Source organism: Micromonospora sp. CNZ280 (genome assembly GCF_011759515.1).
The window spans coordinates 603,839-628,193 of record NZ_JAAOYP010000005.1 but is presented as its reverse complement, the minus strand read 5'-3'; the positions used below and the strand labels follow the sequence as shown (position 1 = coordinate 628,193).

The 24,355-nt window shown below is 73.2% G+C and carries 14 protein-coding genes and 1 pseudogene; 2 read left to right on the top strand and 13 right to left on the bottom strand.

All coding sequences use genetic code 11. The features are described 5' to 3' along the window. The first annotated feature begins 2 nt into the window (after window positions 1–2). On the top strand, window positions 3–1,874 hold the full coding sequence (locus tag FHX32_RS33400) for a transketolase (protein WP_167192273.1): 1,872 nt from the start codon (window positions 3–5) through the stop codon (window positions 1,872–1,874). Between the two features lie 159 nt (window positions 1,875–2,033). Next, complete coding sequence (locus FHX32_RS33395) at window positions 2,034–3,365, top strand: radical SAM protein (protein ID WP_167192007.1); 1,332 nt, start codon at window positions 2,034–2,036, stop codon at window positions 3,363–3,365. 238 nt (window positions 3,366–3,603) lie between these two features. On the opposite strand, the gene FHX32_RS33390 is transcribed toward FHX32_RS33395, so the two are convergent. The 13 genes and pseudogenes from FHX32_RS33390 to FHX32_RS33335 all read right to left on the bottom strand — a co-directional run bounded on the left by FHX32_RS33390 (window position 3,604) and on the right by FHX32_RS33335 (window position 24,355). Continuing rightward, window positions 3,604–4,521 carry a sulfite exporter TauE/SafE family protein gene (locus tag FHX32_RS33390; protein ID WP_167192005.1) on the bottom strand — a complete coding sequence of 306 codons (918 nt, stop codon included), beginning with the start codon at window positions 4,519–4,521 and terminating at the stop codon, window positions 3,604–3,606. Between the two features lie 2 nt (window positions 4,522–4,523). Then, the gene (locus FHX32_RS33385; RefSeq protein WP_167192003.1) at window positions 4,524–5,111 is read right to left on the bottom strand and encodes a redoxin domain-containing protein; all 588 of its coding nucleotides are present in this window, start codon (window positions 5,109–5,111) and stop codon (window positions 4,524–4,526) included. Window positions 5,112–5,245: 134 nt separating this feature from the next. Beyond that, on the bottom strand, window positions 5,246–9,286 hold the full coding sequence (locus FHX32_RS33380) for a ThuA domain-containing protein (protein ID WP_167192001.1): 4,041 nt from the start codon (window positions 9,284–9,286) through the stop codon (window positions 5,246–5,248). Between the two features lie 189 nt (window positions 9,287–9,475). Next, window positions 9,476–10,675 carry a multicopper oxidase domain-containing protein gene (locus tag FHX32_RS33375; RefSeq protein ID WP_208419651.1) on the bottom strand — a complete coding sequence of 400 codons (1,200 nt, stop codon included), beginning with the start codon at window positions 10,673–10,675 and terminating at the stop codon, window positions 9,476–9,478. After that, window positions 10,672–11,640: a sugar phosphate isomerase/epimerase family protein gene (locus tag FHX32_RS33370; protein ID WP_167191999.1), complete on the bottom strand. Its 969-nt coding sequence runs from the start codon at window positions 11,638–11,640 to the stop codon at window positions 10,672–10,674. Before FHX32_RS33370 ends, FHX32_RS33375 begins: the two co-directional genes overlap by 4 nt. Before the next feature lie 19 nt (window positions 11,641–11,659). Next, window positions 11,660–14,806: an OmpL47-type beta-barrel domain-containing protein gene (locus FHX32_RS33365; RefSeq protein ID WP_208419650.1), complete on the bottom strand. Its 3,147-nt coding sequence runs from the start codon at window positions 14,804–14,806 to the stop codon at window positions 11,660–11,662. A 701-nt stretch (window positions 14,807–15,507) separates the two neighbouring features. Beyond that, window positions 15,508–16,683 carry a peptidoglycan DD-metalloendopeptidase family protein gene (locus FHX32_RS33360; protein ID WP_167191997.1) on the bottom strand — a complete coding sequence of 392 codons (1,176 nt, stop codon included), beginning with the start codon at window positions 16,681–16,683 and terminating at the stop codon, window positions 15,508–15,510. A gap of 121 nt (window positions 16,684–16,804) precedes the next feature. After that, window positions 16,805–17,530 (bottom strand): methyltransferase, encoded by a 726-nt coding sequence (locus FHX32_RS34730; protein WP_208419649.1) that lies wholly within the window; start codon window positions 17,528–17,530, stop codon window positions 16,805–16,807. Window positions 17,531–17,702: 172 nt separating this feature from the next. Then, window positions 17,703–17,813 (bottom strand): annotated as a pseudogene (locus tag FHX32_RS35600) (ATP-binding cassette domain-containing protein); the annotation flags it as partial. Window positions 17,814–17,898: 85 nt separating this feature from the next. Next, window positions 17,899–19,812, bottom strand: coding sequence for a molecular chaperone HtpG (gene htpG / locus FHX32_RS33350; protein WP_167191995.1), 1,914 nt, complete (start codon window positions 19,810–19,812; stop codon window positions 17,899–17,901). A 360-nt stretch (window positions 19,813–20,172) separates the two neighbouring features. After that, a complete protein-coding gene (locus FHX32_RS33345; protein ID WP_167191993.1) occupies window positions 20,173–20,994 on the bottom strand; it encodes an HpcH/HpaI aldolase/citrate lyase family protein in 822 nt (273 codons plus the stop codon). After that, window positions 20,994–22,205: a CoA transferase gene (locus FHX32_RS33340; protein ID WP_167191991.1), complete on the bottom strand. Its 1,212-nt coding sequence runs from the start codon at window positions 22,203–22,205 to the stop codon at window positions 20,994–20,996. The genes FHX32_RS33345 and FHX32_RS33340 overlap by 1 nt, the downstream gene beginning before the upstream one ends. Next, a complete protein-coding gene (locus FHX32_RS33335; protein WP_167191989.1) occupies window positions 22,202–24,355 on the bottom strand; it encodes an alpha/beta hydrolase-fold protein in 2,154 nt (717 codons plus the stop codon). The genes FHX32_RS33340 and FHX32_RS33335 overlap by 4 nt, the downstream gene beginning before the upstream one ends.

Here is a 24,355-nt window from a genome sequence, read left to right as displayed (position 1 = left end):
CCATGGAAGCGGAGCGCGTGCTGCGCGAGGAGGAGGTCGGCCAACTGGCCGAGCTCGCCGCCCAGCTGCGGGTGGACGCGATCAGGTGCAGCACGAAGGCCGGGTCCGGGCACCCGACGTCGAGCCTGTCCGCCGCGGACCTGCTCGCCGTGCTGATCTCCCGGCACCTGCGCTACGACTGGGCGGACCCGGACAACCGCGGCAACGACCACCTGATCTTCTCCAAGGGTCACGCCTCGCCGCTGCTGTACGCGGTCTTCAAGGCCGTCGGCGCGATCACCGACCAGGAGCTGGTCGACACCTACCGGCAGTTCGGCTCGCGGCTGGAGGGCCACCCCACGCCGGCGCTGCCCTGGGTCGACGTCGCCACCGGTTCGCTCGGCCAGGGGCTGCCGGTCGGGGTCGGCATCGCGCTGGCCGGCCAGCACCTCGACCGGCTGCCGATCCACGTCTGGGTGCTCTGCGGAGACAGCGAGACCGCCGAGGGCTCCATCTGGGAGGCGCTGGACAAGGCCGGCCACTACGGGCTGCGCAACCTCACCGCGATCGTCGACGTGAACCGGTTCGGGCAGCGCGGCGAGACCGAGCTGGAGTGGGACCTGGACACCTACCGGCGCCGGGTCGAGGCGTTCGGCTGCCGGGCGATCGTCATCGACGGCCACGACCTGGTCGCCATCGACGACGCGCTGGGCCGGGCCAGGCAGGCCACCGGCCCCACCGTGGTGCTCGCCCGCACGCTCAAGGGCAAGGGGGTGGCCGACATCGAGAACCAGCCGGGCTGGCACGGCAAGCCGATCAAGCCGGAGCAGGCCGAGCGGGCCGTCGACGCGCTCGGCGGGGTGCGCCAGATCCCGGTCACCGGGCCACGACCCGAGCCGGTCCCGCCCGCCCAGGCCCCCGACCGCCGGCCACCCGAGCTGCCCCGCTACGACAAGGGGGCGAAGGTCGCCACCCGCGACGCGTACGGGGACGCGCTGCGCGCGCTGGGCGCCCGGTCGGACGTGGTCGCCCTGGACGGCGAGGTCAGCGACTCCACCCGGGCCGACCGGTTCGCCGAGGCCCACCCCGACCGGTTCTTCGAGATGTTCATCTCCGAACAGCAGATGGTCGCGGCGGCGGTCGGCCTCCAGGTGCGCGGCTACCGGCCCTTCGCCTCGACCTTCGCGGCGTTCCTCTCCCGCGCGTACGACTTCATCCGGATGGCCGCCATCTCCCGCGCCGACATCGCCCTGTGCGGCTCGCACGCCGGGGTGGAGATCGGGGCGGACGGCCCCTCGCAGATGGGGCTGGAGGACCTGGCCGCGATGCGCGCCATCCACGGCTCGACCGTGCTCTACCCGAGCGACGCGGTGTCCTGCGCCGCCCTCGTCGCGCAGATGGTCGACTGCGAGGGGATCAGCTACCTGCGCACCACCCGGGGCGGGCACCCGGTGCTCTACGACAACGACGAGACCTTCCCGATCGGCGGCAGCAAGCTGCTGCGCGGCAGCGCGCACGACCACGTCGCGCTCATCGGCGCCGGGGTGACCGCGCACAACTGCCTCGCCGCCGCCGACCAGCTGGCCGGCGAGGGGATCGAGGCCCGGGTCATCGACCTGTACTCGGTCAAGCCACTGGACTCCCAGCGGCTGCTCGAGGCCGTCCGGGACACCGGCGGGCGGCTGGTGGTCGTCGAGGACCACTACCCGGAGGGCGGCCTCGGCTCCGCCGTGCTGGAGGCACTGGCCGACCTCGCCGTACCGGCGCAGGTGTGCCGGCTGGCGGTCCGCGGACTGCCCACCTCCGGGACGCCCGCCGAGCTGATGGACCAGGCCGGCATCGGCGTGAGCGCCATCGTCACCGCCACCCGCGCCCTGCTGGCCCGGACCAGCTGACCCTCCCCCACCGGACCGACGGCCGGTGGATTCCTGGTCGGCCGGCGGGCAGCGGTAGCGTGACGGGGGACACGATCACCACCCGCCGCCGACGCGGTGTCGGCGGCAGGTGATGTGGTGACGCTGGCGACGTAGACGGCGGACCGGGGGGAATGAGTCATGCAGACCCGCACTGATCTCATCGAGGATCTGATGGGGCGGTTCCCGCAGGTGCCGCGGGAAGCGGTGATCAAGGAAGACCTGCTGCGCGGGGGCATGGCGTTCGACGACTCCGCGCTGACCGACAACGAGGGCGGCGAGGTCAAGCCGAAGTCGTACTTCATCTTCTCCTTCGACCACCGCACCCTGCCGGAGCTGGGCACCGCCGCCCTCCGCCGGCCGCCGGAGGAGATCGTGCTCAGCGGCGGCCCGTACGGGCTGCGCCGCACGGTCGTCTCCGTGCGGGTCAACCCCGACTCGCCGTACCGGGTCAAGGACAGCGGTGACGGGGTGCTGCGGCTGTTCCTGGACGACCGCCCGATCGCCGACGTCGGCCTGCCGCCGATGCCGGAGTACTACCGCCACACGCTGGCCAACGGCAAGTCGGTGATGGAGGTGGCCCCGACCATCCAGTGGGGCTACCTGATCTACCTGACCGTGTTCCGGGTCTGCCAGTACTTCGGCGCCAAGGAGGAGTGCCAGTACTGCGACATCAACCACAACTGGCGCCAGCACAAGGCGGCCAAGCGTCCGTACACGGGGGTCAAGCCGGTCGACGAGGTGCTGGAGGCGATGGAGATCATCGACCGGTACGACACCCTCGGCGCCTCGCGGGCGTACACGCTGACCGGCGGCAGCGTCACCTCCACCGTCGAGGGGCTCGGCGAGGCCGACTTCTACGGCCGGTACGCCAAGGCGATCGAGGAGCGGTTCCCGGGCCGGTGGATCGGCAAGGTGGTCGCCCAGGCGCTGCCGAAGGCGGACGTGCAGCGCTTCCACGACTACGGCATCCGCATCTACCACCCCAACTACGAGGTCTGGGACAAACGGCTGTTCGAGCTGTACTGCCCCGGCAAGGAGCGGTACGTCGGCCGCGAGGAGTGGCACCGCCGGATCCTCGACTCGGCTGAGGTCTTCGGCCCCCGCAACGTGATCCCCAACTTCGTCGCGGGCGTGGAGATGGCCGCGCCGTTCGGCTTCACCAGCGTCGACGAGGCGATCGCCTCGACCGCCGAGGGGCTGGAGTTCTTCATGTCCCGCGGCATCACCCCGCGGTTCACCACCTGGTGCCCGGAGCCGACCACCCCGCTGGGCCGCACCAACCCGCAGGGCGCCCCGCTCGAATACCACATCCGGCTGCTGGAGGTGTACCGCGCGACGATGGAGGCGCACGGGCTGTCCAGCCCGCCCGGGTACGGCCCGGCCGGCCCCGGCAACGCGGTCTTCTCGGTCAGTTCGTTCATGGACAGCCTGCCCGCCGAGCCCGACCAGGCCGCCGCCCAGCCGGCGTGAGCCGGACGGCCGGTCCCCGGGCGGGCGGGTAGCTCCGCCGCGCCCCGGGCGACCAGCGGGAGGCCGGCGCTGCCGCACCTCGGGCAGGGTCTCGGTCGCCGCGTCGGCGAGCGCGGGGGTGGCGGGTACGGCTCCCGGCCCATGGATTGCCGACCGCGACCGGAGATGGTTACGGCCGCACTCCTTATCGGCAAGCGACTCCTCGCCGTGGCAGCGCGGCCGGTGCGGTGGCGGATGGTCAGCGCGTGGGCTGCCGACCCTGGTCCCGGTCGGCCGCCTCGTTCTTCTCCGGGTCGGCGGGCGTGCGGCGCAGGCGGAGCAGAGCGGTGCCGACGGACAGGGCGAGCAGCGCCAGAGCGACCACCGCGACCGTCCCCGGGCCGATCTGGGCCAGCCAACCGCTGATCGTGGTCTGGATCGTGCCGGCGGCGTCGACGACCGGGTCGTCCACGCCGCCGGCGCCGGCGAAGAGTCGGATCTCGTACCAGCCGTACCAGGCCACGTAGCCGCCGGTGAGCACGAGGAGCAGGCCGGCGAGGCGGCCGAGCAGCGGCGCGGCGCGGCGGGTGCGGCGTACCAGGGACTCCCGGGCCAGCGCGACGGCCAGCGCGGCGAGCCCGACCGCGAGGCCCATGCCCAGCGCGTACGCCAGGAACAGGCCGACGCCGGAGAGGGGGGAGCCGGCGCGGAAGCCGGCGACCACGACGGCCAGGAACGGGCCGATGGTGCAGCCGAGCGAGGCGATGGCGTAGGCCGCGCCGAACAGCACCATCGAGGTGAACCGCCGTCGGACCGCCGGCCCGGTGGCCAGTCGGGGCGCGAAGGCGGGTAGCTGCCGTCCGGCGAGCAGCCAGCCCCCGGCGGCCACCAGGGCGAGTCCGATCAGTATCGACACCCACGGCAGCCGCCGGGCCACGGCGTCCGCCGCCGGCGCGGCGAGCAGCCCGAACGTGCCGAACACCGCGACGAAACCGACGGTCATCGCGCCGGTGAGCGCGAGCGCCCGACCGATCGGGGCGAGCGGTGCCCGGCCTGCCGCCGGACCGTCGCCCAGGACCAGCACCGACAGGTACGCGGGCAGGAGCGCGAACCCGCACGGGTTCACCGCGGCCAGGAGGCCGGCACCCAGCGCGAGACCGTACGGGGCGTCCGGCATGCTCAGCTCAGCTCGCTGACCCGGCTGCGCAGCTCCGCCTGCGACAGCGGACCGGAGTACACGACGGCGCCGGCGGAGTCCAGCAGCACGTAGCGTTCCTGGCTGGTGACCTTGAACCGGCGCCACACCTGGCCGTCGTCGTCGGCCAGATTGGGAAACCCGTCGATGCCGGTGTCCCGGGCGAACCGCCGCATCGCCTCGTCGCCACTACCCAGCCCGGCGACACCGATCAGGTTGACCCGGGCCGCATTCTCCCGCTGCACGGCGGCCACCTCGGCGGCCACCCCTCGGCACCGGCTGCACCACGCGGCCCAGAACCACAGCACCGCCGGCTTGCCGGCGAGGCTGCTGCCCGCGAACGTCCCACCGTCGATCGTCCGCGCGCTGAACGAGATGGTCTCCGGAAGCCCGCCGGCCGTCGCGCCGGGGCTCGGCGCCACCGCGGTCGACGGTGCCGCGTCGATCGACGTGGCTGTCGCCTCGCTCGGGGCGGTGGGCCGCTCCTCGGCACCGCCGCAGGCCGCGAGAGCGAGGACGGCAGCGGTGAGCAGCGTCGCGATCGGGACAGTGGCGGCACGGGCATCGGGCATGATCGGATGGTAGTCGGCCCACCCGCTCCGCCGTCCTTACCGACCGGTTACGGCACGCGATCAGCCCCGCCCGCACCGGACGCGCGGCCGGGCCGGGCGCGGAGGGGGTCGCCTCCACACCCGGCCCGGAGTTGCTACAGCTCCCGGACCCGCACGTTGCGGATCTCGATCAGGTCGTTCGTGCCGTGGTTCTGCAACCCGACGAACCCGCTGAGGAACTGGCGCAGGTCGGTCGGCGGGTCGCCCTGGCGGGACGACGCCCTGCCCGGCGTGTTGTCGAACTCGTTGATCACGACCCCGTTGCGGGTGATCGTGTAGTGCTGCCCGACCACCCGGATCTCGTAGTCGTTCCACTGGCCCTTCGGTGTCACGCCGGCCTGGTCCAGTCCGATCGGGTCGAAGTTGTAGATCGACCCGGTCTTCTGCGGCTCACCGGTGGGCCCGTCGTAGATCTGGATCTCGTGACCACAGTAGATCGCCACCCACGCCTGGGAACTGCGGGCCGAACCGACCGTGCCGCAGCTGTCAGCCGGTCGTTCCGCCAGCGGCGTGCGCGGGTCGGGGAACCGGACGAACGCGCCGCTGTTGGCGTACGTGTTGCCGGTGGAGACGTCCCGGAACTGCAACCGCAGCGAGAAGTCGGCGAACTCCTGCTTGGCGTACCAGAGCATGCCGAGCCCGCCGGAGCTGCGGATCGAGCCGTCCGGCTGGAGCGTGAACGACCCGCCGGGCGCCTGCCGCCAGTCAGCCAGCGACTGCGCGGTGCCGTCGAAGATCGGCTGGTAGCCGGCGACCTTGCCGATCGGCGACTGGGCCGCGGCCCGGTTCAGCGTGGCCGCCTCGCGGTTGTCCAGGACGCCGGCCTTGCGCAGGTCGCCCACCACACCGGCGACGTGGCTGACGAACTGGCCGTGGTTGGACCAACTGCGCTCGTCGTCGATCAGGTCGTTGACGGTGCAGTCGCCGCCGACCTCGTGGTTGGCCACCCCGGTGTCGGTGTCGAGCATCCGCACCGTCGTGCGGGTGTCCGGTGCGGCGCACCCGACCACCACCTGGACCGTACCGGTGGCCACCTCGCCGTCGGCGTAGGTCACCTTGACCGTCGCCTGGTAGGTGCCGTAGTCGGCGTACGTGTGGGTGGGGTTGGCCTCGCGGGACGGCGCGCTGCCGTCACCGAAGTTCCACTCCCAGGCCACGCCGCCGGCCTTGGCGCTGGAGAAGCCGATGGTCTTCGGGTTGCTCTGCGCGACCGCCCGCGCGGTGGCGTGGTTCGGGTTCGGCGTGGCCGGACCCCCCTGGTAGGCGACCCGGATCAGCTTCTGGTTGGCGTGCAGGCTGAAGAAGCCACCCGCGTAGTCGAGCAGGTACAGCGCCCCGTCCGGGCCGAACTTCGCATCCATCCAGGACTGGAGTTGGGTGCCGCCGCTGCCCGAGCGGATGATGCTGCGCAGGTCCTCGGCGAACGCCGGCGGCCCGTGGCTGTCGACCTTGCTCTTGTCCACGGTCACCGCCACCCGGTTGTTGGCGTTGGACTGGTCACCGATGAACCACTTGTCGTCCCAGTACTCCGGCCACGCCACGCCGCTGTCGACGTCGACGTTCTCCCGCTGGTACGTCGGGCCGTCCATGATGGCCTGCCCGCCGCCCTTGAGATACGGCTGGGTGAAGGTCTCGTCGCCGATCTGGTACGTCGGCAGCCCGCTGCCGTCGGCGCGCTTCGGGTAGACCGGGCCGCCGCCCTGCGGCGAGTACCAGATCATGTTGTCCCGGGCCGGCGGGATGTTCACCAGGCCGGTGTTGCGCGGCGAGGTGTTCTTCAGGTTGTCGCAGTCGTACCAGCCGGTGAGCACGGTGGCGTCGGTGTTGCTGCGGTCCCGGTAGGGCTGCCGGTTGCCCATGCAGTACGGCCAGCCCTGGTTGCCGGCGGAGGTGATGATGGTGGCCGTCTCGTACTTCGCCGGTCCCAGCTCCGGGCTCGGGGCGCCGGCGTCCGGGCCGACCCAGGCGGCGGTCAGCCAGTCGTTGACCGGGTCCCAGGCGATCCTGGCGATGTTCCGCACGCCCATCACATAGATCTCCGGGCGGGTCTTGCCGCCACCCTCCTCGTTGCCGGTGAACAGGTTGCCCGGCGGGATGGTGTACGTGCCGTCGGGCTCCGGGTGGATCCGGAGGATCTTGCCGTTCAGGTCGTTGGTGTTGCCCGAGGTACGGCGGGCGTCCTGGAACGACACGCCCTGGTACTCCTGAGTCCAGTTGTTGCCGGAGTAGCCGTTCGAGCCGCCGGAGGAGTTGCTGTCACCGGTGCCGATGTAGAGGTTGCCGGACTCGTCGAAGGTCATGCCGCCACCGGCGTGGCAGCAGCTGTGGATCTGCGTGTCCCAGTGCAGCAGGTCCTTGCGGGTGCTCTGGTCGATGGTCTGCTTGGCGGCGTCGTAGGTGAACCGGGACACCGTCCGCTGGCCGATCCGCTTGGCCCGGTCGATCGACTCGTGCGGCATCCAGTAGACGTACACCCAGCCGTTCTGCGCGAACTTCGGGTCCAGCGTGATGCCGACGAGGCCCTCCTCGTTCTTGACCAGTTCGCTGCCGCTGCCCCGGTTGCCCATCACGGCGAGCGTGGTGAGCAGCTTGACCTGCTTGGTCTTCGGGTCCCACTGGTGGATGGTGCCGCAGCCGAGGCCGACCTTCGGGTCGTCCCAGCTGACGATCGGCCCGGTCGGGCAGGCGGCCTTGCCGATGTAGAAGACCTTGCCGTCCGGCGCGATGGTCAGGCCGTGCGGCTCGCCGATCTGGTCGAGCTGGCCCGGCTGGTTGGTGGCGGTCAGCCGCTCGATCCGGTAGTTCGACGCGATGGTCGCCTGGCAGTCGCCGCGGACCAGGCCGGCGGTCCACCGGATCGCGCCGAGCAGGTGGCTGCGGAACTGCTTGTCGGTGGTGTAGCTGGCTTCGGTACGGCCCATGCCGGTGTAGAAGGAGCGACCGCCGTCGTAGTCCTGGCACCAGGAGATCGGGTGGAAGGCACCGTTGCCGCTCAGGCCCGGGTTGTAGCTGCCCTCCTCGACCTGGGCGACGGTGTGTACCCGGCCGACCGGGCTCGGGTCCCAGTTGATCCACTGGTCGGACCGCCTCATGGTCAGCGGCAGGCCCTCGTTGGCCGGGTGCTGCCGGTCGGTGAGGTCGACCACGGCCTCCTGCACCGTGCTGTCCGGCGGCGGGCCGGCGTCCGGACCGATCAGCCACAGCTCGGCCAGTTGGACCAGCGGCTCACCGCTGTTCGCGGTGACGTTCAGCCGGTAGTGCTGGTACGCCTTGTCGTTGGTGAAGCTGAACTGCCGGGTCTGGAACCGCTGCGGGAAGGTCTCGTTGCTGCGGGTGTCCAGGTCGGTCCAGGATTCGCCGTCCGCGGAGCCCTGCAGGGTCCAGTTCTTCGGGTCCCGGCCGGGGAAGTCGTTCGCCGAGGTGAGCGCGTACCGGCTGACCACCACCGGCTTGGCCAGCTTCACCGCGAGCCAGCCGGTCGGGTTGAAGGTCAGCCACTTGGTGCCGGTCGAGCCGTCGATCGCCTTCGCGGCGGTCTCGTTCGGCGGGTTCTCGGCGCTCGCCGTGGCGCTGACCGGCTTCTCGGCGTTCGGCAGGCCGGCCGCCGGCCGGGTGCCGATCAGCCCGGTGAACCAGGCCGAGCTGGGCTGGGCGCGGGCCGCGTCGTGCACGCCGAGGAAGCCGCCGCCGCCCTTGATGTACGCCTGGAACGCCGCCTCCTGGGCGTCGTTCAGGGCGACGCCGTTGGCGGAGAGGAACACCACGGCCCGGTACCGGGCCAGGTTGCCGACGGTGAACACACCCGGGTCGGCGGAGGCGTCGACGGCGAAGCCGTGCTCTCCGCCCAGGTCCCGGATCGCGTCGACGGCCTTGCCGACCGGGTCGTCCTGCTGGTCGACCGGGCCGTGGAAGACCAGCAGCTTCACCGCCGCCGCGGCCTCGGCGGCGGCGGCCTGGACGGGGGCCGGGGCGGCGGCCTGCGCGGGCAGGGCCAGCAGCCCGAGCGCCAGCACGGCGCTCGCGGCGAGCGCGCCGGCGCGCCGTACGGTCCGGCGGGCGGTCGGTGGTGGGGAGGCTGTGACGTCGACGGGCGGGCGTCCGACCCATCTGGACAGCCGGGAGCGGTGCTGAGCCATCTCGACTCCTTCACAGGTGAGGTGTGGCGGAGGTGCTCGTCCGAGCGGTTCGAGCAGGAGGCGGTGCGGTCGGGTTTGCGGGCGCGGACCACGGCGGTGGCCCGCGCCGGGTGGCGGCTGCCGGTCCGTTCAGCTCCGGACGGACCGGCAGCCACCGGCCCTCGTCGGCGGCGCGGCGGCCGCCGGCGGTCACTTGTGCTGGTGCTGCCCGGCGGCGGTGTCCGCGCCGGTCGTGGCGCCGGCCGCGGTGCCACCGGCCGGGTGGGAGTGGTCGTGGCCGGGCGGCATGTTCCCGTCCTCGTCCAGGACGTGCAGCATCGTCGACATGCCACCGTCGGAGTGGAACTGCATGTGGCAGTGCAGCATCCAGTGGCCGGGGCCCACCGAGTCGCCGGCGGTCACCGTGACGCCGAACGAGTCACCGGGGCCGAGCGGCTTGTTGTCGATGGTCTGGACGAGGTCGGCGAAGGGTTCGCCGTTGGGCAGCACTCCGGTGCGGTTGTCCGCCCAGGCGTGTCCGTGCAGGTGGAAGGTGTGCATGTCGTTGCCGATGCCGACGACGATGAACTCCACCTTCTCGCCCTTGCGGGCGACCAGACAGGTCGGGCCCGGCTGCGGTCGCTGCGGGTCGCAGGTGTCGGCGGCGGCGCCCCGGCGGAGGTTGATGCTCTGCCGGTCACCGAAGACCACGGTGTAGGTGCGGTCCGGTTTCGGATCGCCGGGGCGGCGGACCACCAGCCCGCCGAAGAGCCCCGCGCCGAGGCCCTGGGTGCCGTGCGGGCCACCCACCACGTGGTCGTGGTACCACCAGTGGCCGGCCGTGCCCGGCGCGCCGGTCTTCTTGTCGCGCTGCTGCGCGAACCAGGTGTACGTGCGCGACTCGCCGGGCGGCACGAACGAGCCGGACTGTACCGTGCCGTCGGAGAGCTGGGTGTACTTGACCCCGTGCACGTGCAGCGAGACGCCGAGCGGGTGCGCCGGGTCGGTCCGCAGCTGCTCCAGGGTGGCCGCGGGCACCTGGTTGTGCACCGTGATGGCCAGGCACTCCCCCTCGGTCATCTCGATGGTGGGGCCGGGGTAGGAGGCGGTCTGCGGGGTGTGGCCGTAGCCGAGCCGGACCTGGTTGCCGTCCTTGGGCAGCTCCACCGCGTACAGCTGCATGGTGCGGTCCGGCTTGGCGCAGCCCTCCGGCCGCTCGGCGAAGAACGCCCCGGTGCGGGCGGCGGCCAGGCCGCCGGCACCGACCAGGGTGAGCAGCACGGTGGCCGCCACCACCAGCAGCCGGCGGGTGCTCGACCGGGGGCGGCGTGGCTCGCCGCTCCGGTTGTCGCCGGTCGCCCCGCCGTCCACCGGCGGCGGTGGGTCCTCGACCAGCCGCCAGGCGCTCACCGTTCACCCCGCAGGTCGACGATCCGCTGGTAGCTGCGCTCGGCGGCGCCCAGCGAGCCGGGCGGGTTCGGCTGGGCGTTCGGAGCGGTGTCCTGCTCCCACAGGTAGGTGAACCGGCCACCCCCGTCGAGCTCGGTGAAGAACTCGGCGAACGGGATGGTGCCGGCGCCGAACTCCACGTCCAGGTAGGAGTTTCCCTGCTGCGGGTCGGGCAGCGGCACGCCGTCCTTGACGTGGAACAGCGGGAACCGGTGCGGGTGGGCCTTGACGTAGTCCACCGGGCGGAACCCCGGGTACTTGCGGGCGCCGCCGTACGCCCACAGGATGTCCATCTCCAGGAACACGTACCGGGGATCGGTGAGCTCCAGGAACAGGTCGTACAGCCGCACGTCGGGCCGGTCGAGCGCGAAGCTGAACTCGATGGTGTGGTTGTGCTGGTAGAGCTTGATCCCGCGGGCCGCGGCGGCGGCGCCCCAGGTGTTGAACTCGGCCGCGGCGGCCTGGTAGCCGGCGATGGTGCGGTTGCCGGTGGGCGCCGACGCGGTGCCGATGGCCGGCATGCCGAGCGTCTCGGCGACGTCCAGTTCCCACTCCAGGTTGTTCCGGAAGTCGCCGAGCCCGCGGTGGCTGCCGGCCGCCTTCAGCCCGTTGTCGTCGAGCAGCTGGCGGATCTGCGCCGGCGTGATCGGGCCGACCGCGCCCTGGGTGTAGCCGGCGAACTCCACCTCCCGGTAGCCGATCCGGGACAGCTCCTCGAACACGGCCGCGAAGCCGAACTGCGCGATCTTGTCGCGGACGCTGTAGAGCTGGATGCCCAGGTGCCCGCGCGGCACCAGGTGACCCCGGGTGGCGCCGCCGGACGCCGCGGCGGGCAGCGCCCCGGCGAGGCTGGCGGCGCCGACCGCGACGGTGGAGCCGGCGAGGCCGCGTAGCAGCGCCCGGCGGTCGATCCTGTGTTTCGCCATGGTTGGATCCCTTCGCTCGTCAGCAGCAGCTGGTCGAGGTGGCAGAGGAGGGCGCGCCGCCGGGGCAGCACGGGGACAGCGGCGCGATCCGCACGTCGCGGAAGCTCACGACGTCGGCGGTGCCGTGGTTCTGCAGGCCGATGTAGCCGGTGGCGTGCTGGCGGCCGGCGCCGCCGGGGTCGTCGGCCCGGGGCGGGCTGAACACCGCGTCCGGGGTGTTGACGTACTCGTTGATCAGCTCGCCGTTGCGGAACACGGAGTAGTGCTGGCCCACCACCCGGATCTCGTAGTCGTTCCAGGTGCCCTTCGGGGTGACCCGGGCGCCGTCGAGGTCGACCCGGTCGAAGCCGTACACCGAGCCGCTCTTGTACTGGTCGCCGTCGGGGCGGTCGTGGATCTGCAGCTCGTGGCCGTACTTGATGGCCACCCACTCGGGCCGGGACTCGGCGGGGTGCCCGTGCACGTTCGGGAAGCGGACGAAGACCCCGCTGTTGGCCCGGCCGGTGCCCGGCGCGTCGTCGCGCCAGCGCAGCTTCAGCGAGAAGTCGCCGTACTCCGCGGTGGGCAGCCAGAGCATGCCCAGGCCGGGCACGGCCCGGCTGGTGATCGACCCGTCGGCGTTGCGGGTGAAGCCGCCCGCCCCGACCTGCTCCCACCGGTTGAACGAGGCCGCCGAGGCGTCCAGCAGCGGGCGGTAGCCGTTCTTCTGGTCCGGCTTGCCGACGCCGGAGCGGGCGGCGGCGCTGACCAGGCGGCCGTGCTCCTTGTGGTCGATGACGCCCAGGTGGTGCAGGTGCTCGGCGATCTCGGTGACGTGCTTGACGAACTGGCCGTGGTTCGGCCACTCCCGCTCGTCCTCGATGGCGTTGTTGATCGTGCAGGCGCCCTCGACGACCCGGTTGGGCACGCCGCTGTCCACGGTGCCGAGCCACACCGTCGGCCGGGTGTCCGGCACCAGGCAGCCCGGCTCGCCGCTGGCCACGACGGTGAAGGTCACCGACGCGGTGCCCGAGGTGTTGCCGGCCTTGTCGGTGGCCCGGTAGCTGACCGTGTGCGCGCCGGGCCGGTTCACCGTGACCGGTGCGGTGTAGCGGGCGTACGGTTGCCCGTCGAGGGAGTACTCCACCCGGTCGACGCCCGAGCCGGCGTCCGCGGCGGTGAGGATCACCGTGGCGCTGCCGAGGTAGGCGCCGTCGTCGTCGAGCTGGCCGGAGAGCGCGGCCGTGACGGTCGGCGGGGTGGTGTCCGGCGCCGGCGGGTCGACCACGGTGAACGACACCGACTGCGCCGCCGAGGTGTTGCCCGCCTTGTCGGTCGCCCGGTAGCTGACCGTGTGCGCGCCGACCTGGTTGACCGTCACCGGCGCCGAGTAGGCGGCGTAGGGCTGCCCGTCGAGGGAGTACTCGATCCGGTCGACGCCGGAGTCGTCGTCGGTGGCCGAGACGGTGACCGTGGCGGAGCCTACGTACGCCCCGGCGTCGTCCCGCTGGCCGCTCACCGTGGCGGTCGCCGTGGGTGCCGTGGTGTCCGGGGCCGGCGGCTGCACCACGGTGAACGACACCGACTGCGGCGTCGAGGTGTTCCCCGCCTTGTCGGTCGCCCGGTAGCTGACCGTGTGCGCGCCGACCTGGTCGACCGTCACCGGCGCCGAGTAGGCGGCGTAGGCGGCCCCGTCGAGCGAGTACTCGATCCGGTCGACGCCCGACTCGGTGTCGGTGGCCGACAGCGTCACCGTCGCCGACCCCACGTACGCCCCGGCGTCGTCCCGCTGCCCGGTCACCGCGGCCGTCACGGTCGGCGGCGTGGTGTCCGGCGCCGGCGGCCGCACCACGGTGAACGACACCGACTGCGCCGCCGAGGTGTTCCCCGCCTTGTCGGTCGCCCGGTAGCTGACCGTGTGCGCGCCGACCTGGTCGACCGTGACCGGCGCGGAGTAGCCGGCGTACGGCTGCCCGTCGAGGGAGTACTCGATCCGGTCGACGCCGGAGTCCTCGTCGGTGGCGGACAGGGTGACCGTCGCCGACTCCAGGTACGCCCCGGTGTCGTCGCGCTCCCCCGCCACGGCGGCGGTGACGGTCGGCGGGGTGGTGTCCGGCGCCGGCGGGTCGACCACGGTGAACGACACCGACTGCGCCGCCGAGGTGTTACCGGCCTTGTCGGTGGCCCGGTAGCTGACCGTGTGCGCGCCGACCTGGTCGACCGTCACCGGCGCCGAGTACGCCGCGTACGGCCCGCCGTCCAGCGAGTACTCCACCCGGTCAACGCCCGACTCGGTGTCGGAGGCGGACAGCGTCACCGTCGCCGACCCCACGTACGCCCCGGCGTCGTCCCGCTGCCCGGTCACCGCGGCCGTCACGGTCGGCGGTGTGGTGTCCGGCGCCGGCGGCTCCACCACGGTGAACGACACCGACTGCGGCGTGGAGGTGTTGCCCGCCTTGTCGGTCGCCCGGTAGCTCAGCGTGTGCTGCCCCGGCTGGTTGACCGTCACCGGCGCGGTGTAGGTGCCGTAGGGGCCGCCGTCGAGGGAGTACTCGACCCGGTCGACGCCGGAGCCCTCATCGGTGGCGGAGAGCGTCACGGTCGCCGCTCCCAGGTAGGCGCCGTCGTCGTCCCGCTCGCCCGACACGGTCGCGGACGCGGTCGGCGGCGTGGTGTCCGAACTGCCGCCGGTGACGACCAGGAGACCGGTCATCCCGCCGTGGCCCGGGATCGCGCAGAAGTACCGGTAGGTGCCGGGCGAGAGCACCACGTCGACGGTCCACCGGCCACCGTTGGCGTCCGTCGGGTCGGCCAGGATGTTCACGTCGACGTCGCTGTTGTACGCCGGGTTGGTGGTGTCGAAGGTCAGGGTGTGCTGCATGCCGGTGGTGTTGCCGGTCGCGGCACTGTTCTCGAACACCAGCGTCGCCGGCCCGGCGACGGCGGTCGTGGGCGCCGACAGGTACGACAGGAAGTTGTCGCCGGCGGTCCAGGTGAGCACCTGGGCCTGCAACTGGCGCGGCGCGTCGCTGCCGGCGGACGACCGTCCCGCGTCCAGCGGGCGCGCGGTCGCCGGCGCGGCGGCCACCCCGGCGGTCAGCGCCAGCAGGACCGCCGTGGCGACCGCGGTGATCGATCTGCGGAGCCGGCCCCGCGGGCGCCGGCCGGGCGGTGAGTACCCGTTCATGGATGCCTCTCTCACGGTCCAAGGACTCATCTGATCGATGTATGTCGTTGCACTGCCGGCCCGCGCGCCCCCTCCCCGGCCGCACGAGATCCTCGGCCGTGACCAGGCGTCACGGTCGTCCTGATGTGTGGGGTCCGCCTGATTCAGCGGGCGAGCCGGACCGCCCGCGGCACCAGACAGGGTTCCGCGTCGGAGCTGACGGGGTGTTGATCGAGAAGGGACGGGCATCGGTCAAGCCACGGCGCTCGCGCGCCGGGGCGCCTGCGTGGGGCGCCGACCCGGGGTGCCATCCCTGGTCCTAGCCGTGGCCGCCGGACGTGTTGCGCCGCCCGCGGCCTCGATCGAGAGTCACCGCGCCGACGGTTCGTCTCGATGGAACATATCGATGTGTCCCGACACTACTAACTTGCCCTCGACGTGTCCAGACCTTTCGCTGACGCCGTCGGTACTTTTCTCCAGACAGACGAAAGTGGTTAGCGCGTCAGGCCACGACGGCGTTACACGCCTCGTCCTCCATTGCCGACGGCCACCGCGCGACCGGCGCGGCGGGCGACCGGCGCGGCGAAGGCGGAACGACAGCGGCCGGCGGCACCGGAGGCGCCGCCGGCCGTTCGGGAAACAGCTGTCGTGGTGCGCCGGTCAGGACCGGCCAGATCGGGCCCGACGCCATGGCCGAGCCGGGGGTCGGGGTCGGGCTCGGCTCAGCACCAGCCGTTGACCGGGCCGTTCACGCCGGTCCACAGGTACGCGTCGGAGACCCAACTGCCGTCGGTGAGCCGGTCCCAGAGCGCGGTGGCGCCGTACCGGCCGGTGTGCGTGGTGCCGTTCGCCGAGCAGGAGATGCTCACCGTGGCCCCGTCGGCGACCGACCCCAGCACGGCGTAGCCGGTGCCCGGGCCGGCCCGGCGGGTCAGCGTGCCGCCACCGTTGGCGTCCACCACCGCCTGGGTGAGGCCCAGGGCGCCGTAGTTGTAGAGAGCACCGCCGGCGCCCACCCAGGCCGAGCCGTGCCGCGCCCCGCCCTGGTAGGCCGCCGCGCCGTTGCCGAACACCCACTTGCCGATGTCGTGTCCGGCGATCGGCACGTACGCGCCGTTCTGTCGCAGTCCGAAGTGGACGTGCCGGCCGTAGGCGGCCCCGCCGCAGGTGACGTCGGTGCCGGTGTAGCCGAGGTACGCCCCCTGGCCGACCGCCGCGCCGTTGACCGAGATGTTGCTCCACAGGTGGTAGTAGTCGGTCGAGTAGCCCCGGTCGTGGATCACCCGGATCCAACCCTGGCACATGGTGTACGCGGTGCCGGCCCGCGCGGCCCGGACCACCTGGTCACCACCGGCGAGGTCGACCGAACTGTACGGCGTCTCGCTGCCACCCCAGCCGTGCGGGCCGCCGCTCAGCGTCCAGGTCTGCCCGACGGCGAACGGCAGGGCCATCCCGGTCCGGTAGTCGCCACCGGCGTACATCGGGCTCGGCGCGGTGCCGAAAAGGGCCTTCTCCGCGGCGCTGACCAGCGGCGACTCGGCGGCCAACGCGGCGAACCCGGACTCACCGTCGAACGCCACCCGCCAGGCGCCGGCCCGCCCGTGGGCGACGAAGACCGCGCCGACCGGGTGCGCGTCCTCGGTCCGCGGCGCGACCGCGACGGCCGTGCCGAACGCCCAGCGGCCGTCCCGCCGGGTGACCGTGATCCGGGTGTCGGGCCGGTCGGCGGCCACCGCCCCGGCGAGCCGGGCCTGCCCCAGCAATTTCGCGGTCACCGCGGCCTCGACCGTGGCGCCGGCCGGCGCCGCCACGGCGGTGTGCACCGTGGCGGCCAGGACCAGGCCCGCCGCGGCCAGCGTCGCGGCGAGGAAGCCGACCCATCGTCGTGGATACCTCATTACCAACCTCTTTTCATAGAAGGTTGTCGCTGCACGATGAGCCGACGGTAGATAACCGATCGAAGAATGTCTACGTGTCGGATGGGACGCGATGAAGGTATGTTTCGCCGACCGGCCGGGCTCACCGCCCCGCCGGGCGGCGTCGGCCCCTGGTCGAGACGAACTGGTAGGACATCACCGCGAACGCCGGGTCGCGCAGCAGCTTGCGGAACGCGTCCAGCTGCCGGGCGACAGCCCCGCGTCGAGCAGCTCCGGCTTCCATCTGCCGGGAGTTCGTCGCGTGCAGCGAGGCGCCGACCGAGCCGCCCGACCAGCTCCGCGAGTGGGTCACCGTGTCCACCTCCTCCAGGCCCGCCGCCGCCAGCTCGGCGTGCACGTCCTGCGCCCAGGCCAGATCCGCGCCGTGGCACTGCAGGATGCCGACCATCGCGTCGGTCACCTGACCGAAGAGCTTCGCCGCGTCGTCGTTCGGCGCGATCAGCACCCGCAGCGGCGCGGTGCGGTCGAACTCCTCCACCGCCAGCCAGCCGCCGGGAGCCAGCACGCCGGCCAGCGTGCCCAGCACCCGCCGCCGTTCCGGCGGGTACAGCAGCACCAGCCGGGCGTGGATCAGGTCGAAGGCGTCCCCGGGCGGCGGGTCGGTGCGCACGTCGTGCCGGCGTACCTCGAGATTGGCCGCCGGGGCGAGGCGCCCGGTGTCGATGTCGGTCGCCAGCACCCGACCCGCCGGCCCGATCGCCCGCGCCATGGCGCGGGCCACCGAGCCGCCGCCCGCGCCGCCTTCCCAGCACACGCCGGCCTGGGCGAGCAGCGACGGGGCGATCCGGTGGGCGGTGATCGGGTCCAAGCACCCGGGGCTGGCCGAGCAGCGCCCGGGCGATCGCGAGCATCTGCTGCTCGCCGCCGGACAACCGGTCGCCGCGGTGGCGCAGCCGAGCCGCCAGCCGGGGCAGCAGCTCCAGGATCCGGGCGACCGTCCAGCCCTCGCCGCCGGGCGTCGCGGCCCGCCGATCGATCCGCCCGCCGTACGGGCGCACCAACCCGCCGACGGTGTGCACGAGGGTGGTCTTGCCGGCGCCGTTGCGGCCCACCACCGCCTGCACGGTGCCGGCCGCCACGTCGAGGTTCACCTCGTGCAGCACGATCCCGCCCGCGCTGTCGCCGGGCGCCCGCTCAGGGCGGCGGGCGCGCGGCCGCCGCCCGGAGCGAGCGGTGTCAGAGGGTACGGGCGAGCCGGTCGGCGAGGATCCGGGTGAACCGCGACGGGTCGGCCAGTTCCCCACCCTCGGCGAGCAGCGCGATCCCGTGGAGCAGTTCGGCGGTCTCCTTCAGCGACTCCTCGGTGCCGCCCTGCTCGTGCGCCTTGCGCAGGCCGGCGACCAGCGGGTGCCCCGGGTTGAGTTCGAGGATCCGCTTGACCGTCGGCACCTCGTGCCCCATCGCCCGGTACATCTTCTCCAGCGTCGGGGTGATGTCGTGGGCGTCGCCGACCACACAGGCCGGTGACGTGGTCAGCCGGGACGACAGGCGTACCTCCTTGACGCTGTCGGCCAGCGCCTCGCCCATCCAGGTGAGCAGGTCGGCGTAGTCCTGGCGCTGCCGCTCCCGCTCCGCCTCGGCCTCCTTCTTCTCCTCCTCGGTGTCCAGGTCCACCTGGCCCTTGGCGATCGAGCGCAGGGCGCGGCCGTCGTACTGGCCGACCCGCTCGACCCAGACCTCGTCGACCGGGTCGGTGAGCAGCAGCACCTCGTAGCCCTTGGCGCGGAACGCCTCCATGTGCGGCGAGTTCTCGATCATGCTGCGCGACTCGCCGGTGGCGTAGTAGATGTCGCTCTGGCCGTCCTTCATCCGAGCGACGTAGCCGGCGAGGTCGGTGAGCTCGGCCGGGTCGTGGGTGGAGGCGACCGACAGGATCTCCAGGAGGGTGTCCTGGTTCTCCAGGTCGTCGATCAGGCCCTCCTTGACCACGGCGCCGAACTCGGTCCAGAAGGTCCGGTAGCGCTCGGCGTGGTTGGCCTTCAGGTCCTTCACCGTGGCGAGGATCTTCCGCACCAGCCGGCGCCGGACGACCTGGATCTGCCGGTCCTGCTGGAGGATCTCCCGGGAGATGTTCAGCGACAGGTCGTGCGCGTCCACCACGCCCTTGACGAAGCGCAGGTAGTTCGGGGTGAGCGCCTCGCAGTCGTCCATGATGAAGACGCGCTTGACGTAGAGCTGCACGCCGCGGCGGCCCTGCGGGGAGAACAGGTCCAGCGGCGCGTGGGACGGGATGAAGAGCAGGGCCTCGTACTCGAAGGTTCCCTCGCCCTTCATGTGCACGATCTCCAGCGGATCGGCCCAGTCGTGACTGACGTGCTTGTAGAACTCGTGGTACTCGGCGTCGTCGACCTCGTCGCGGGACCGCGCCCAGAGCGCCTTCATCGAGTTGAGCGTCTGCACCTCGGTGGTGGTGTCACCCTCGGCACCGGTCCGCTCGACGGTCATCCGGATCGGCCAGGCGATGAAGTCCGAGTACCGCTTGACGATCTCCCGGATCGTCCACTCGGCGGTGTAGTCGTGCAGGTTGTCGTCGGCGTCGGCGGGCTTGAGGTGCAGGGTGACCGAGGTGCCCTGCGGTGCGGAGTCCACCGGCTCCACGGTGTAGGTGCCCTCGCCGGTGGACTCCCAGCGGGTGCCCCCCGACTCGCCCGCCTTGCGGGTGGTCAGCCGCACCCGGTCGGCGACCATGAAGGCGGCGTAGAAGCCGACCCCGAACTGCCCGATCAGTTCCTGCCTCGCGCCCGCGTCCGCCGACTCGCGCAGCTTGCGCAGCAGCTCCGCGGTGCCGGACTTGGCGATCGTGCCGATCACCTCGATCACCTCGTCGCGGGACATGCCGATGCCGTTGTCCCGGACGGTCAGCGTCCGAGCCGCCTTGTCGACCTCGATCTCGATGTGCAGGTCGTCGGCGTCGACGACGAGGTCCTTGTCGACCAGCGACGCCAGGCGCAGCTTGTCCAGCGCGTCGGAGGCGTTCGAGATCAGCTCCCGCAGGAAGACGTCCTTGTTCGAGTAGATCGAGTGGACCATCAGCTGGAGCAGCTGACGCGCCTCGGCCTGGAACTCCAACGTTTCGGCCCGGTCGGTCACACCGTGTCCTTTCTTCTCGCGTCCAACGGGGTTTCGCGCAAAGGATACGAGCCGTCGCCGACCGCACCCGCCGGGTAGTCCGGGGACCGACACCCGCACCGGGGACGCCCGGCCCGCGCGCCGTGGCCGTGGACTGCTCCGGGCGGGCACGCGTACGCGGCGGCTGCGGCATCCCGAGCCTCCGAACACCCCCACATCCCGGGCCCAATTGTGCGGACGAGGCCCGGTGATCAAGGGGTTCGTGTCATCGTCGGGGCCGGATCCTGACGCAAACCCCTTGATCAGCGGGCGGGCGGTGCGGTCGGCGTGCCCGGGGGCGTCGGGGTGCGAGTGGGGGTGCCCAGCACCGGCCGGCGGTGCTCAGGCGGCGAAACGGGCGGCCAGGTCGACGGTACGCCGGGCCGCCGCCACCATCGCCCGGTCGGCGAACCGGCCATCCGGCAGCACCACGGTCCCGGAATCCCGGGTCTGCGCCTCGGCCACCGCGGCGAGCAGCTCCTCGGCCCGGGCCACCTCCCGCTCCGCCGGCCGGAACGCCTCGGCGATCGCCGGGAGCTGGCGCGGGTGGATGGCCGCCCGACCGAGGAAGCCGAGCCGCCGGCCCCGGGCGCAGGAGGCGGCCAGCCCGTCGACGTCGGCCACGTTCGCGTACACCGACATCGCCGGCGGCGGCAGGCCGGCCGCACGGGCCGCCACCACGATCCGGCCGCGCGGCCAGGTCAGCCCGTCCTCGTCGGTGACGCCCAGGTCGGAACGGAGGTCGGCCTCGCCGAGACCGATCGAGGCCACCGCGGGATGGGCCGTGGCGACGGCGTACGCGGACTCCACGCCGGCGGCCGACTCGACCAGCGGGTGCAGCGGTACGTCCACCCGGGCCGCGAGCGCGGCCACCGTCGCGGCCGACTCCACCTTGGGCAGCCGCAACCCGGCCAGCCCCGGCCGCCCGGCGACGGCGGCCAGGTCGGCGTCGAGGTCCGGCCCGGTCAGCTCGTTGACCCGCACCTGCACCGGCACCGGGTGCTCCGCGGCGAGGAACTCGGCGACCGCGTCCCGGGCGTACGCCTTGCGGCCGGCGACCACCGCGTCCTCCAGGTCGAGGATCACCGCGTCGGCGCCCGAGGCGACCGCCTTGGCGAACCGGTCCGGCCGGTCGCCGGGCACGTAGAGCCAGGTGAGCAGCATCAGATCACCCCCTGCGCGCGCAGCTCGGCCAGCTCGGCGTCAGCCACGCCGAGGGCCCGCAGCACCGCGTCGGTGTCCTGGCCGTGCCGCCGCCCGGCGTGCCGGATCTCCCCCGGCGTGCCGGAGAGCCGGAACGGCACGTTCTGCATCCGTACCTCGCCCAGTTCCTCGTCGGGCACCGTGCGGACGGTGCCCAGCGCCGCGTACTGCGGGTCGGCGAGGATGTCCCGCACGTCGTAGACCGGGGCGACCGCCGCCTGCGCCGCCTCGAACGCGGCCACCACCTCGTCCCGGTCCCGCTTCGCGACCCAGGCGCTCACCGCGGCGTCCAGCTCGTCGGCGTGCGCGGCCCGGCCGCTGCCGGTGGCGAACCACGGCTCGTCCACCAGCTCGGGGCGGCCGACCAGGCGCAGCACCCGCTCGGCGATGCTCTGCGCGCTGGTGGAGACGGCCACCCAGCGCCCGTCGGCGCAGCGGTACGTATTGCGCGGGGCGTTGTTGTTGGACCGGTTGCCCAACCGCGGCTGGACGTAGCCGAGCTGGTCGTACCAGGTGATCTGCGGGCCGAGCATCGCCATGATCGGCTCGATGATGGCCAGGTCGACCACCTGCCCCGCACCGGTGGCGTCCCGGGACCGCAGCGCCAGCATCACCGCGTACGCGGCGGCCAGCGCGGTCACCGAGTCGGCCAGCCCGAACGGCGGCAGGGTCGGCGGCCCGTCCGGTTCGCCGGTGGCGGCGGCGAAGCCGCTCATCGCCTCGGCCAGGGTGCCGAACCCGGGCCGCCGGGCATACGGGCCGACCTGGCCGAAGCCGCTGATCCGGGCGATCACCAGCCGGGGGTTGACCGCGTGCAGCTCGGCCGGGCCGAGACCCCACCGTTCCAGGGTGCCGGGGCGGAAGTTCTCCACCAGCACGTCGGCGTCGGCGAGCAGCCGGCGCAGCAGCTCGGCGCCCTTCGGGTCGGACAGGTTCAGGGTGACAGTGCGCTTGTTGCGGCCGAGCACCTTCCACCACAGGCCGACACCGTCCTTGGCCGGGCCGTGCCCGCGCGACGGGTCCGGCTTGGCCGGGTGCTCCACCTTGACCACATCGGCGCCGAAGTCGCCGAGGAACGCCGCGGCGAGCGGCCCGGCGAAGAGGGTGGCCAGGTCGACCACCTTCACCCCGGCGAGCGGGCCGGCCCGGTCCGGTCCGGCTGGGATGGTCATGGCGTTCCCTTCGTCGGGTCGACGGTGGCCAGGAAGACGTCCCCGTTGCCGAGCGCCCCGCCCGGCACCGCCCCGGCGGTGAGCCCGCTGACCAGCAGCCGGCCGTCGGCGCCGACGGTGGCGTAGACGTTCTCCTCGCCGAACGCGTCGGCGGCGTCGTCGCGGGCGGTGCCGTACTGGGCGGCGCCGAGCTGCCGGCCGCGCGCGTCCAGCCGCAGGGTCAGCACGTCAGCGCCGCCGACCGGCACGCCGAGGCTGCTGCCGGTGAACCCGACCACGGCCACCGCGCCGTCGGGCAGCGCCACCACGTCCGCGCCGCCGTCGGGGCCGGGGCCACCGGTCACCGTCCGCCAGCGCTGCCGGCCGGCCGCCGTGTACGCCACGGTCAGCACGTCGGTGCCGCCGGCGGTGGCGTCGCCGCCGACCGAGCCGGTGGCCACCACCGTGCCGGTGGAGCTGACCGCCACCCCGCCGAGCAGGTCGTCGCCCGAGCCGCCGACCGCCGTCACCCAGCTGCGCGTGCCGGTGTGATCAAACCGGGCCAGCCAGCCGTCGGTGCCGCCGAGCGCGGTGGTGCCGGGCAGGCCGGCCGTGGTGCTGCCGGCGACGTAGACGCCGTCGGCGTCGACCGCGACCGCGTACGCCTTGTCCTCGCCGGCACCGCCGAACTGCCGGCTCCAGGCGACCGACCCGTCCGGCGCGACCCGGGCCAGCACCGCGTCCTTGTCGCCGGCCGCGGTCGACCCGTCGAACGAGCCGCTGGTGTAGCCGGCGACGTAGGCGCCGCCGTCCGGGGCGGCGGCGACGGCGTAGAACCGGTCCGCCTTGGCCGGGTCGCCGGCCTGGGTCAGCCAGGCCCGCTGCCCGGCCGCGGTCAGCCGGGTGACGAACCCGTCGTCGGCGGGGCTGCCGGGATGCCGGCCGTCGAGGTCGCCGCGGGTGTAGCCGGCCGCGACGACCCCGCCGTCGGCGAGCGCCACCAGGCCGTAGAGCCGGTCGTTGGCCGGGGTGCCGAACTGGGTCGTCCACCGGGTGCCGGTGGCGTCGAGCCGGCTCAGCACGGCGTCCAGCCCGCCCGCGTACGGCTGGCCGGCGACCGGGCCGGAGGCCGCGTACCCGAGGGTGGTGGCGCCGTCCGGGTGGGCGGCGACGCCACCGGCCCAGTCGGTGCCCACGCTGCCGTACGCCGGGCCGGGCAGCCCGGCTGGCGGGGTGACGCTCAGCGTGCCGGCGAGGTGCTTGAGCCCGGCCACGAAGGCCGGCCGCCAGACGTCCCAGTCGTGCCCCCCGTCGAGCACCCGGAACTCGGCGGCCACCCCGTCGGCGCGGCGCACCGTGTTGTAGAGGGTGGCCGCCTCGTAGTCGAGGTCGTGCGCCGCGTCCGCCGGGTCCGGGTTGGCCCACTCGTCGTCGCCGACCGCGATGTACATCCGCACCGGCGACTCCGGGTCCAGCCCGGGCAGCAGCGCCGGGTAGTTCAGCCGCTGGTAGACCTCCTCGGAGAAGCGCTGGTCGCCGGAGCCGAAGGCGCCGAACTCGCGCGCCGACGAGTCGGCCGGCGGCAGCGGCCGGTACACCGCCGGGCTGAGCACCAGCGCGTTGGCGAACAGGTCCTGATGGGCCAGCGCGTAGCGCAGGGCGCCCGCGCCGCCCATCGAGTAGCCGCCGACCAGCCGGGCGCCCCGGTGGGCGGCGGTGCGGTAGGTGGCGTCGACGTGCGCCACCAGGTCCCGGGTGAGGGCGGTCTCCACCGGCCGGCCCGGGTCGTCCGCTCCGGTGTACGCGGAGTCGACGTACCAGTTGCCGCGGCTGCTCCAGGGTGCGTCGGGCAGCACGGCGATCACCGGCGGCACCTCGCCGTCGGCGATCAGCCGGTCCAGGTCGGCCTTCACCCGGGTCCACGCCTGCATGGTGTCGCCCCGGCCGTGCAGCAGGTACAGCACCGGGTAGCGGCTGTCGCCGGCGGCGTCGTAGCCGTGCGGCAGGTACACGGTGTAGTCGATGTCGCCGCCCAGCGCCGGTGAGGGCGCCGCGGCGGTGGTCAGCGTGCCCGCGTGGAGCCGCTCCGCGGCGGCCGGCGCCGCGCCGGCCAGCCCGAGCGCGAGGAGCACGGCGGCCACCCCGCCGCCGATCCGCCAGCGTCTGCTCAT